Origin of the sequence: Vibrio sp. MED222 (assembly GCF_000153005.1) — a bacterium.
GTDB lineage: Bacteria > Pseudomonadota > Gammaproteobacteria > Enterobacterales > Vibrionaceae > Vibrio > Vibrio tasmaniensis_A.
The window spans coordinates 366,265-379,253 of sequence record NZ_CH902607.1; the positions used below are offsets into that span (position 1 = coordinate 366,265).

Annotated in this window: 9 protein-coding genes; 2 read left to right on the top strand and 7 right to left on the bottom strand. The window is 41.8% G+C overall.

Annotated features, from left to right (window positions below):
* Positions 1-9 precede the first annotated feature (9 nt).
* From tssC to MED222_RS13205, 7 genes are all read right to left on the bottom strand, one after another.
* Positions 10-1,488, bottom strand: a complete 1,479-nt coding sequence (tssC, locus tag MED222_RS13235) for a type VI secretion system contractile sheath large subunit (RefSeq protein ID WP_009846606.1) — start codon at positions 1,486-1,488, stop codon at positions 10-12.
* Positions 1,488-1,991: a type VI secretion system contractile sheath small subunit gene (gene tssB, locus MED222_RS13230; protein ID WP_009846607.1), complete on the bottom strand. Its 504-nt coding sequence runs from the start codon at positions 1,989-1,991 to the stop codon at positions 1,488-1,490. The genes tssC and tssB overlap by 1 nt, the downstream gene beginning before the upstream one ends.
* Before the next feature lie 19 nt (positions 1,992-2,010).
* The gene (locus MED222_RS13225) at positions 2,011-2,532 is read right to left on the bottom strand and encodes a type VI secretion system tube protein Hcp (RefSeq protein ID WP_009846608.1); all 522 of its coding nucleotides are present in this window, start codon (positions 2,530-2,532) and stop codon (positions 2,011-2,013) included.
* A gap of 34 nt (positions 2,533-2,566) precedes the next feature.
* On the bottom strand, positions 2,567-4,027 hold the full coding sequence (locus MED222_RS13220) for an ImpA family type VI secretion system protein (protein WP_009846609.1): 1,461 nt from the start codon (positions 4,025-4,027) through the stop codon (positions 2,567-2,569).
* Between the two features lie 218 nt (positions 4,028-4,245).
* Complete coding sequence (locus MED222_RS13215; RefSeq protein ID WP_009846610.1) at positions 4,246-4,545, bottom strand: PAAR domain-containing protein; 300 nt, start codon at positions 4,543-4,545, stop codon at positions 4,246-4,248.
* A gap of 24 nt (positions 4,546-4,569) precedes the next feature.
* A complete protein-coding gene (locus MED222_RS13210; protein ID WP_009846611.1) occupies positions 4,570-5,130 on the bottom strand; it encodes a DUF6931 family protein in 561 nt (186 codons plus the stop codon).
* Positions 5,131-5,189: 59 nt separating this feature from the next.
* A complete protein-coding gene (locus tag MED222_RS13205) occupies positions 5,190-7,172 on the bottom strand; it encodes a type VI secretion system Vgr family protein (RefSeq protein WP_009846612.1) in 1,983 nt (660 codons plus the stop codon).
* A gap of 499 nt (positions 7,173-7,671) precedes the next feature.
* Here MED222_RS13205 and MED222_RS13200 point away from each other — a divergent pair, with 499 nt between their 5' ends.
* On the top strand, positions 7,672-8,967 hold the full coding sequence (locus tag MED222_RS13200) for a hypothetical protein (RefSeq protein ID WP_009846613.1): 1,296 nt from the start codon (positions 7,672-7,674) through the stop codon (positions 8,965-8,967).
* A gap of 467 nt (positions 8,968-9,434) precedes the next feature.
* Positions 9,435-12,608: an HD domain-containing phosphohydrolase gene (locus MED222_RS13195; protein WP_009846614.1), complete on the top strand. Its 3,174-nt coding sequence runs from the start codon at positions 9,435-9,437 to the stop codon at positions 12,606-12,608.
* Positions 12,609-12,989 lie beyond the last annotated feature (381 nt).

Sequence of the window (12,989 nt, forward strand, 5' to 3'; positions counted from 1 at the left end):
AAATCCCTATTAACCAGGAATCTTAGCAACCATTCGAACTGAGGTTGTCAGCTCTTCAAGTTGTAACCAAGGTCTTAGGTGAGCCACAGCTGAGTAGGCACCTGGCTTACCAGGTTGCTCAACCACTTCGATGCGAGATTCACAAAGAGGGGTTTTTGCGCGTTGCTCATTACCAATAGCACCGGCGTTGGTGTATTGGTCGATCCATAGTTGTAGCTCTCGTTTGATATCAGGAGCTTCAAGGTTTGAACCTAGCTTGTCTCGACCCATTACTTTCAGGTAGTGGGCGATACGGCTACTTGCCATAATGTAAGGTAGGCGAGCAGAGATAGCAGCATTCGCTGTTGCGTCTGGGTCTGTAAATGTTTTAGGTTTCTGAGTTGTTTGGCCACCGATGAACACAGCGTAGTTAGAACTTTTATAATGAACCAAAGGAAGGAAACCAAGGTCTGAAAGCTCTTTCTCGCGCTCGTCAGTTAGATTCACTTCTGTTGGACACTGCTGAAGTAGATCGCCAGCTTCAGACTTGTAGGTTAAGTTAGGTAGGTTTTCTACTTTACCACCGTTATCAAGTCCACGGATAGATGTACACCAACCCGAAGCAGTATATGCTTGAGTCATTTTAAGACCCAGTTCATATGCAGCATTCGACCAAACTAATTGGTCATTGCTGGTTGGCTTTGGACTGCCATCCATATCGGTTGCAAGCTCTTCGTATGCGAATACATCAGTACTTAGACCTTTATCACCATACGGTAGACGAGCAAGAGTGCGAGGCAGCGTTAGTGTTACGTAACGTGCATCGTCACTTTCACGGAATGAATTCCATGCTGCGTATGCAGGAGAGTCGAAGCCTGCTGCTACAGGTTTGCCTTCAGAGAAAGTTTGGAAGCTGTTGAACTCGAACATTTCAGCATTTGCAGCGGCAATGAACGGTGCATGACATGCTGCAGCAACTTCACCCATGTAGCGAAGTAGAGCAACGTCTTCATCTTTTGCGCTAAACTCGTAATCACCAATGAAAGTACCGTAAGGCTGACCACCAGCAGTACCAAACTCACCTTGATAAACCGCATTGAATAATGGGCTTCGGTCAATTGCTGGTGCGTCTTCAAATTGGTCAAGCAGCTCTTCTTGTGTGAAATCAACCATTTTAATCTTTAGATCACGGCCAAGTTCACTCTCTTTAACAAGCTTTTGTAGACCACGCCAAGAGCCTTCAAGTTTCTGCAAGTCTTTCTGCTGCATGACTTCAGATAACTGTTGAGATAGTTTCTTATCTATCTCAGAGATTGCATTCTCAATCGTCTTAGTAACGTTTTTATCCCACGTTACTGTTCCAGAAAGTGCTTGCTCTGTAAGTACAGAAAACAGTTCTTTCGTTGTATCTGCCGGAGTTTGAGTGGTTGCTTCAATCGCTCGGTCTAGAAAGCTGAGTGAGCCTTCTGTCGCTTCTGCTTGCGCTTGATTCTCTGTTTCAGTACTCATTACTCAGCTCCTTCTTCTTTTATACCTAGCTCATCAGAAAGCGCATTAATCGTGTCTGCACTTTGTAGAACTTCTTTAAGCAGTTTTTCTAGGTCGCGAGAACGATCGGCTTTAGAAAGAAGCACTTTCAGTTGGTTACGGGTTTCAACTAGTTTTTTTAGCGGTTCAACTTGCTCGATAATTGCTTCAGGTTCGAAATCTTTCATCGAGTCAAATTTAAGGCTTGCTTCAAACTGGCTGTCATCACCTGCAAGTACGTTGTCTACTTTTAGGGATAACTCAGGGCCAACGCGCTTCATTACAGTATCGAAGTTGTCTTTATCAACGTTGTAGAAAGTACGGTCTTCTACTTCTTCTTTGTCTTGCTTATGGCCTGAGTAGTCACCAATAACCCCAACAACAAAAGGGAGCTCTTTGGTTTCTACAGCGCCATTAGTCTCAACGTCATAGGTAATACTTACGCGGTTCTTACTTACGCGTTTATGTTGGGAATTTAGTGCCACGTTAACTCTCCTTGATTAATTACTTAGCAGTTGAAGTGACTTTAGCTGTAGTCGCGTCGAAGCCAACTTCAGGGCCTTTCTCGATCTTACCGCCGTCAGCTTCAATGTAGTAAGCCTTAGAAATTTGAGTGTAGGTTAGGCTGAAAGATTCGCTAGGAAGTGAACCGTCTGTACCTGACATATTGTAGCTAGACATACGAGCCATTTTCATCGTTAGAATTAGGTATGGATCTGCACCAGAACCTTCACGGTTTGGTTTTGTCATAACGATTTCAACAGTGCGACCTTCTGGACCCGGAGCGTACAAGAAAGTAGTTAGATGTGGCGACGCACCATCACAGCCACGAGAAATGTTAACTTCGCCAAGAGCAACCATGCCTTGGTCAGCATTGTTTGCGTTACCTACATCGATGCCAACACCACGGACAGCGCTCCAAGAAATACTATCGAGTGCGAAGAAACCATCTTTGCCCCCGATTTTTTCTACCGTTGCTGCACCTTTTGGTGTCGTACCTTCAATTCTCATAAAAATAGAAGCCATAGTGTTTCTCCTTGCTTAATGCAATTAATGGGCTTTACCACTCAAAATCTTGCATGCTGCTTGATGATGAGTTGGAAGTAGATTCAGATGCTTGGTTGGTATCTGCTGTGCTATTTGGACTAATAGGAATTGGCGTTACTTTAGTTGGTTCCTCAATAGTCGGTTTCGACACCGGAGCGAACTCTGGTGCTGAAGTTATTACTGGGACGGGCTTGCCTGACAAGTCCAACTTGTCTAGGTTGTCCATCCCGGTCATTTGATTAATTTGAGCGATCACACTTTGCTCATTACCTATCATTTCTTGGAGTAGTTCTGGGAAACTCATGTAACCCCAACGAATTGAACGCTCCAATAAAAAGGCGATTGGGCTATGAGGTTCAGTCTCTTTAAAATACTCAGCAATTTTTCTAATTTCCTGAAACGCATGATCACGATTAACAATACCGTTAATACTCGACACGTTTTGAACAATCGTCTGAGTTTGGATTTGATAGGGGTGGCCATTTGATGATTGAACCTGACCGTTATCTACCACGCTCCCGTTACCTTGATTCACTGGCTCTGAATTATGGCCTGTTCCTGTTGCTGAAATAGATTCATTTTTGACGGCAACCGTCTGTTCCGATGCCGAAGGTATTGAATCGCTTTGTTCGCGCGTTTCGGTTGAGCTTTGGATGACGTGGAAGTTGTCGTCCAAAGGCCAAGGAGCGAATTTTTCTCCTACTAGGAAATGAATCGCTTTAATCAGGTCACGTACGTTGGTTTTGATAAAGTTGAAACTGATCACCGAGGCGCTAACAGCTTGGCACTTTTCAGCCAGGTTTTTCTCTGCCATTTCCAGATCACTATAGATACTGGCCAAATGGAAGAGTGTTTCTGCAACGCTTTGATCAAACGCGTTCAAGGCTGATTCTTTCAGTTCAGCGATGTTACCTTTTCGTTCGGCTGTGAGGTAATCCCCAAAAGTTACACCTGAGCAAAAATCAAGCATTTGAAAAGGTATGTAAAGAGAACTGGAGTCCAGTGATTCACCAACTAGCTGAAGTAGAGATTTAGCTCTGAACTCAGTGATTTCCTTTGCTTTTCCTGCATCATCAGAAGCTTTTAATTTAGCGTCTGGTAGCATTGGATTTAGCGTATCCCAAAATTGGTTGATGAAAAGGTTTAAAGCTGGGATAGCTGTAGCAAGGTTATGAAATGGCTGTGAAGTAAAAAGCTGGCTAGTAATGTACCAACCTAATATTTCTAAATCTTTAGACTGGGAGGTGAGTGTCTCTTCAGAAATTTTTCTTAACTCAGCCCAGTTTTCAGTATTTGCATCCACAATTGCTGGGTCAGAAGATGCATCAGGTGTTTCAACTAACTGACGAAATGAAGATTGAGCGCTATTGTAAACGTTTCTTAAACTGCGGTATGCGGTTCTATCCAATTTCAGGTAAGAGCCGGAGGGTTCATTATCCGAGATTGGAGTCAGTAAATGAGCAATTTCTGTCATACACGTCCTGTTAAAGTTATTTGATATCTCGATCACATAAAGTGTTATTTCTAATAGTTATTACTTATGTTTCATATAAAATATTTAACATTTATATATTCTATCGCTTTTTCTTAAAAAGTCCTATGTAAAATAGATATTTACTCAAAAATTTGAACTTTATCCAAGAAAATTACCCAATAAGCCGACTTTTCGAAACCTTATGAAATGCAAGGATTTTATCCTCCAATCATTACGGTAGGCATACCCAAGACAATAGTACCCCCATGGGCAGTTGTATCTCCCATACGCGCAGCAGGCTTATTCATGATAAGTACAGTAGCACTGCCTTTGATGATGCTATCTGGGGGACCAACACAAACACACATATCCCCAAGCGTTGCTGCAGGCATATTGCCAATGAGAACCGTCGGTACACCAGGTCCAACGATTGGGCCTCCGACATGGGGGATTGGTGGAAGTGCGGGTGTCTGCATCGGGCAAACATGCATGTCAGTTAATCTTGCGGCTAACGTCATCGGCCACTCCTGTCATCTGTAACTTTATGATTGGCTGCCTTTGGCAAGCTCGAGAGCAATACCAATGGATTTCTTATAGTACTCGTTGGTTTTATCCCAATTGGGTAAGGCTGCGGAATGGTTGATTGCACCCGCTACCGCTTTGGAATATAAGAAAGGGTCGGGGAGGACGTTGGGTAAGTCAGGTGCAACAATACTGCCGGATCCGTTCCAAAATACGGCTTGAGTTAGCCAAGATGGCCCACAATTTAGTTGGAGCTTATTCGCAAAGAGTTCACTCTTTCTTCTCTGTTCTTCTGAAGGTGACTTGACCCAATCTTTGGCTGTTGAAATGCATTGTTTTTGCATTGTAGACCACACATCACTTCTCGCATCGAGCGTATGTGCGCCCCACCAAATGGCCTCTCGAACAGGCAATCCGTGAGCAAGGAGCTGAACTAAGTCGAAATATAGCTCGCTTTCCAATAAAGCTTGAATAGAATCATCAATGTTGAATTCGTCATTAATCAGTGCTTGTGCTTCGTCGGAGCTTGAGAATCTGTCGAGCAACTGTCTGCCAGTTTGATATGGAATTTTTTTATACATGTTTCTGTCTTACCTGAATTTGTGCTTTAGTGTGGTTTAAATGCTAGCTATTGAATTCACTAATTCACCTTTACAATAGCACCCTTTAATTCACCAAGTACGCCGCCATTAAAAGTACCTTTTAGGCCTGATTTAAACTCGGCACTTAAAGAACCCTCAGCTGTGAGTGTGGTATCCGCTTTAATCGCGACACTGAGTCCTTTAATACTGTTGGAGCTTGTCGCTTCGAGAGCCGTTGTTACACCTGATATCTTGTTCGCGGATGTCGCCTTACTTGTTACGTTCATGCCTTCAAGGTTGAGTGCGCTACTCGCTTTGATATCAATGTTACTTGCTTCAATACTAATAGAAGATGAAGACATAGTGATTTTGCTGGACCCAACCTTTAGCTCAATCTTGTCATCCGCTTCTAGGGATATAGATTTACCTTTGGCAGCGATAGCTTTGTCTGAGTTGAGGGTGTAATTATCTTCTGTTGAGACGTTAACTTGTTTGGTGGTTTTCTGGATCAGTTCACCTTTGATGGTCTCTGTCAGGTTGTTCTCTATTTCTTTCGTGAAGTCTTTGGTTGCATGCATGTACAAGAGCTCATTGTCTTTCTTATCGTCAAAATAGAGCTCGTTAGCCAATCCGCTTAACTTAGTGCTAATGCCTGTTTTCGTTGAGTTAGCTTCTTTGTAAGGTGGTGGGTTTTTACTGTTATAAACGCTTCCTGTGATAATCGGTTGGTCTGGGTCACCATCAATAAAACTGACCAGTACTTCCTGTCCTACTCTTGGAATAAACTGAGCACCATAACCATTGCCAGCCATCATCTGAGCAACGCGCACGTAGCAACTCGTTTTGTCTCCGGATGTTTGTGTATCCCAATGAAATTGAATGCGAACTCGACCTTGTTCATCTTGATTAATCTCACCTGCGGTATTACCGGCTACGATGGCGCTTTGTAGTCCGTGTATTTTTGCCTTATCCGTCGGTGAAGGATAATTAGGAGTCGACGTGTCAAGAAGAGTGAGACGTGTTTGACAATGGTTTTCGGTGCTATAACTCGTGTGAAGTTCTGTGACTAAATAGTCACCGAGTTGATCTTTGTCTAAATGGGATGATAGTGAAAACCACTTACCCAATTCAAATGAATCGTGTTGCGCTTCGGCTTTTACGGTTTGATAATTTTGCTCGAGCTGTTCAATGCGTCTTTTGACTAGGTTACTGGCAAGGTCTTCCATCCCACCAGTGATACCAAGGTTAGGGTAAAACTGTTTCGTTAACTTGGTGTTGTTAGCTATCTTATGACTGGATTTTTTCTGTTTACTGCTCACGAGCTTAGTTTGTGAGTAATCATAACTAGTCAGTTCGATGCTGGCACCATGAAATTGACCTTGTGGCATCCATTTATCGAGTAATGGATTGTTGCCTGAAGGGACTTCAATCATGTCCAGTTTACCGATATCTGACTTTTTATAAGGGCTCTGAGCGTCCTGTAGCATCATCACGTGATCTGAGTCGCTGTGTTGGAAAAAGTAATGAACCCCTTCTTCAGCAAGCAGGCGAGTTACGAAATCAAAGTCGCTTTCATCATATTGAACGCAATACTCTCGTTTGGATGAGGGCATGGTACCAGCCTTAAATGAGCCACTGAAACCTGCTTGGGTTAACACATCTGAAACGATATCTTTAGTCGATTGGTTTTGATAAACACGGAAAGAATGAGTGTGTATCAATAACCAAAACCACGGCCTTAGAGTGATGCGATAACTAGAATACTGCAGGTTACTGTCCATGCCCAATAACTGAACTTGCGTAACAATGCCGTTGAATACACGCGTGGCTGCTTGGTTGTTAGTGTCGTTAATAAAGCGTGTAATCGAAAGCTTTTGACCAAGCTGGTCATCAATTGAAAAGTTTTTTGAGATGAGTGTTAGTTCGATTTTAAAAGGCTTCGACAGGTACTCAGAAATAGCAAAATCGCTGACTGCATGCTCATTGCTTTTAGAATCTTTTGCCACAATCGCACTGGCAGAAGGGGAGAAATTATCCGTCATAGGCTCGCCTGATAATGCTCGAAGATGTTCTGATATTGTGTGGTATCAATATTAATGAACTGACTTGATTTGGAATTATGAGTCTAAATTTATAGCATAAATTCTATAATATATTAAGGTGTATTCTAGCTTTCTTTGGAAGGCTGCTTCTTAATTTAGAAGTTGCCTGTATACCGAATCAACTTGAAGGTGCAGGCTTGAGTACCAAAAATTACCGATTCATTCTCACCACAACTTGCCTTAAGAGCTTCATCAGTCTCTATGAATCTAATTATATTTGCGGCAGAGCTATATTAGCCGATTGTGACAAAAGAACAGATATGGCAAACTATATAGAGTACATAGAGTTTAATTATAATCGGGCGATAAAGCTCAATACTCTAGGTGTCTAAGCCTAATTTAACTTTGAAAAAATAATGCTCAATGTGTTGTCCTTTCTTGCAAAAGCAGAACACTTTCGTTTCTGAACTAATACAGCTAAATAATAAGAGTTTTATACATGCAAAATCAAAATCCAATGTACGCTGATATGTTGAGAGTATTCTCTAAAGCGGAGCTTGAAGGTGGTTCTCTCTTTTCTAAACTTGTTGTTGTTGGCAAAACTGCAGGTCAACTAAAGGAAGTTAAAGGGGTAGTCGATAAGAGTATCGGACTTGGTAAGGCTCTTAATTACGCTGGAACTCACGGATTGTCATCAATCAATTCAAGTGCCGGCTACAAAATAGCGTCAGGCGCTGTTAAATCAGTTGCTAGCAGCGCTGCTATGAATAGCGATCAAAACTGGTTTATGAAAATCGTGTCTACTTTAAAGCAAAAGTTGACTGAATTTTTATCGTCGATTACAGACTTTGGAAACGATTTAAAGCAAAAACTATTTGCTCTATTACCCGATGTTGTATCAAAAACACTAGGCGAAGTTTTACAGCATGCTGGTAATATTAAAGCCGCATTAGAGTCAGCATACAAGACCATTACAAAAACAATGCACTACCTAAAATCTGACGGTATGACTATGCTCGCGACCAACAAAGTTGGTTCTTACGTAATTATATCTATCAGAGAGCAAATAAAAGGTGCGGCAGTATCAAGTTCGATTGCAACTCTGCAAAGTGGCGGGACGATATTAGTGAATTCTCTGAGTGCTGGTGTTGGTGCAGCAGTAACAACTATCGCTAACGCTATTGTTTCCATTTTCAAATTTTTTGTCTCGCTAATCAAAAAATGGAAAATGGAAAAAGAATATAATGAATTCAAGAAAAAATGTACGACTTACTTAATTAACGTTCAATCAATGAGTGATGAAAGGCTAGAACAGTTCTTCGCGGAACACATACGTAAAATCCCGATCTTAGCTGCCTATATAGTTTGCATCCCTAGATATGGTTCACCTTATAATTTTTTGAAAATTCTTGATGTTACCCCGCCAAATGCACACAAACGAATCAGCTTGAGCCGAGGAATACGCAAGATAAAGTCCAAGATATTAGGCACAACACTTGACAGTGATAAAGTGGCACATCAAAAAAACATTCTTTCGTCTTTTGAACTATTAAAAGAAGAGTCAAGAGAGTTTATTAAGGAATGTCCGATATCTCTAGAGAGTAAAACTCCAGGTGTTCTTGAGGTGTTAAAAGCAGCGAGAAGCCAAATGAACTTTCTTCCCGGTAGTGATTTGGATGCGAGTAAAGTCGCTCATGCTTTACATAAAAGTAAATTGAGCAAAATTCATGCAGGAAAAGCCCATCACGTAACGGCACGTTTAGATCTCCTAATACGTTCTGACCGCTGGGCGTAAGAGGCTGTCCTAAATTCTGTGTAGCTGTCTAAGCTTAAGTCGTAATAGTGAAGGGTAGAGAGTTACCCACTTTGATTAAAGGAGCTAATCCCGTAATCAAAGACAATAAGGGGTAACTCTCATTTTCATACTAGCAATCCAATCATCAAACACATAGCCAGCCTACTCAATCTGGATTCGTAATGACTTAGAAAAGTTCAAGACGGGTCTTATTGCCTTGATGTCATTGGCGTAGGTGTTTCCATTTTATGAAAACTAATACCATTAAATTAATTATGGTATTAGTTTACTGACGTATATAGTTAATTATCATTTAAAGACATGATTATTGAGATTCAGGACAGAATGTTAAGAGAACTTGAATAATATATAGAATAATGTGTTGCTAGGGGCGGTAGGGCGTTGTAATAATATAAGTATTGTTAGCGTGTTACGTTTTTAGCTAGTGATTATTCAAGGATAGAATAATGGCAAACACAAAAATCTCGTTGCGGTTTACCGTTGGAGGGATGTTTCTACTTGCGACGGTGCTAACGGCGATCGTGGCGGTTTCACTTCAATATTACTTCAGTAAAAAAATGGCGACAGAGCATACCTTGTCCAAGTTGACCATGGTATCTCAGGACTTGAGCGACTATATCGGTAACGTCGACTCAGACGCGATAAATACCGCTCGATTACTGTCTTCCGTACATCGCTCTATTAGCTATCAAATTTCTCGCGAAGAGTCGCGTGGGATTCTCTCAGAAGCGATAAAAGATAACCCTCTTTTTTATAGTATTTACATAGGTTCTTCTAACGAACGCTTCTTCCAAATTATCAATCTGGAATCTTCTCCTTTTGTTAGAGAAAAAATTGGTGCCGATCGCTCAGACCGTTGGGTGGTGATCGAGATAAGCGACAGGGAAGCAGGTCGTATCCGCACGACTAAGTATTACGACCTTGAGTTTAATCTCAGGGAGTCAAAGACAGAACCGAGTAATTATTTTCCGACGACACGGCCTTGGTATGAATCCGCTAATACAGAGACGGTTGAAAAAACGCAGCCTTACCTTTTTCAGCATCTCCAGATAACTGGCCAAACCTATTCTCTAGCTTTTGAATCAAAAGCTGCTAGCGATACACAACACGTGATAGGCATCGATATCGTATTATCTTCTTTAGCGAGTAAGTTGTCTGCAAGCGCATTAGGTTTAGAGGAGGATAGTCAGGCAGAATCTTTCTTATACTCAAAGTCAGGTAACATTATTGCGTCAAATCGAGATGCTGAAACGGAAAATGCACTTCCTCAAATAAGTGAAATCGATTGGTCTGCTCAACAAAAAGCCGTAATTGAGAGCATGCCTCCTTTGTTATTCTCTAATCAAAGCGATTGGGGACCAATGGATTTCGCTGTATCTGGACAGCCACACGGTTATGCGATTGATCTTCTGAAAATGATTAGCGAGATGAGTGGTGTTAAGTTCGAGTTCGTTAATGGCTTTTCGTGGGCAGAGCTAACGGGAAAGTTTCATGAGGGAAGCATCGATGGTTTGCACTCTATTCAGAATTACGAAAGCAACGGAGTAAAAGGCTTATATACGGATGCGATTTACGAGCTACCTTTCTCTGTTGTTACGCGAGAAAACGCGCAAATCGTCTCAAACTACGGAGATCTCAGCGGAAAAAAGGTTGCGATTTTATCTGGATGGTCGGTTATTCCTCAACTAAGAAAAGATTTTCCAAATATTGAGCTTGTTGAATTTCCTAGTATGGAATTGGCATTTGACGCTGTTGATCGTGGTGAGAGCTTTGCAGTACTCGACGCTAAGCCAGTGCTTGAATTTTCTTTGGATAAATTTTTCCATGCAAGATTGAAAGTTAATGAAGTGCTGTTGGACCTCAAAGCTAATTACCCAAACCAGTTCCACATTGTGTTGCAAAACAAACATCAGCAGTTCTTACCTATCCTAAATCAAGCGATTCGCACACTCACAGATGAACAGAAAGCTTTTTTATCTCAAAAATGGTTTCATCATCATGCCCTTAACTCCGGTACAACCATTCCTTATGCTGAGCTTTATGAACGAACTGCAACGGCTACGACCGAAGGTGAAATGGCTAAGATTTTGCTCAATGGAGAACCTAAGCGTCTTTATCTGAAAAAGGTTGAAACGGGCGAGCACTACTCTGAATATTTTGCCGTTGCGATACCTGAGGAGGAAATCTACAGCGCGGTCAACAAGCGACTTGTGACGTCTATTGGTGTGACAGTGCTTTTGATGAGCTTAACTTTGCCTGTAGCTTGGATATTTGGTGCGCCAATTGTTCGGCCGATACGCCAATTAAAGGCTGAAACTAGCAAGATTAAGCAGCGTGATTATGACAACGTAGCCTTACTTGACACTCGAATAAAGGAAGTTTGGGAGTTATCTGTTGCAGTCAAAGAGATGGCAACAGAGATAAAGCAGCATGAGCAGAATCAAGAGGCCTTTGTTGAATCTTTTATTAAGCTGATTGCTCAGGCGATCGATGATAAGTCCGCTTATACGGCTGGGCATTGTAACCGTGTACCAGAACTGGGTTTGATGCTGGCTGATGTGGCTGAAAAATCACAGTCTGAGCACTTCAAAGATTTTAAGTTTGAAAATGATGATGAGCGTCGTGAGTTTAGAATTGCGGCTTGGCTTCATGATTGTGGCAAGATCACGACACCTGAACACATCGTCGATAAAGGTACGAAGCTAGAAGCTAACTACAACCGAATTCACGAGGTGAGAACTCGATTTGAAGTGCTTTGGCGTGATGCAGAAATTACAGCTTTGACAAAACAACTCGAAGGGTCTCTACCGGCTGAGCTGGTAGCTGATGAACTTGCGTCAACCAAACAGCAGTTACAAGAGGACTTTGAGTTTATCGCGACATCAAACGTTGGTGGTGAATTCATGAGTGATGATAAAGTCGCACGTATTCGCTTGATAGCTGAGACTACTTGGACACGTAACTTTGATGATCAACTTGGTTTGTCACCGATAGAGGCGTTGAATCGAGAATCGAGCTCAAGCTTACCAGCGGTAGAGCCGCTGTTATGTGATAAGCCTGAACATATAGTGAAAAGAGATAGGCCGTTAGAGTTCGACCCGAAATATCAAATAAAAATGGATGTGCCTGAGCACTTATACAATCTGGGCGAAGTCTATAACCTGAGTATTGCGCGTGGCACCTTAACTGCTGAAGATAGGTTTAAGATAAATGAGCACATGCTTGGTACCATCAAGATGCTTGAAAACCTGCCATTCCCGAAAGAGCTAAGCCGTGTGCCTCGTTATGCGTCGACTCACCATGAAACACTCAAAGGCACTGGCTATCCAAGGAAGCTCACAGCAGACGACCTTTCAATCCCAGAACGTATTCTGGTGATCTCTGATATTTTTGAGGCGTTAACCGCTGCCGATAGACCTTATAAGAAAGCGAAGCCAATCAGTGTTGCTGTCGACATTATGTACAAAATGGCGCTGGACGAGCATCTAGATATCGAGCTGTTTAGACTGTTTTTAACCAGCGGTACGCATATCCAATATGCAGAAGAGTATCTAAAACCGGAACAGATTGATTTTGTTGATATCAATAAATACCTCGAAGTGACTCGCCAGATTGCTTGACCAAAGGTTGGCTTGTTAGAACGAGTTCTATGAATGAAAGGCGCACATGAGTGCGCCTTTTTTATATCTGTGGTTTGGAGTTAAACGGAGAGGAAGGGTGTTGATACCTATATCTTGGTTGAGATCATTGATGGATGGGTCTGCGTTTTAAAAGTTGACTGTCAGTTGTCGACACATTGCTTTCGACCAACTTTGTGGTAGGCAAGGGTTTTGTATACTTATTTATGATTTAAGCTTATGAATTACAGGTATTAGTTGTCTTTTGTTGCTTCGTTTTACTATTTCTATGCCGATTAATGAAAATACTACCTTAGTCTAAATTGTCGACAATCTACTTGATTGTCGACAATTTGATCGTGTATTTTATGTTCATGTTATGGA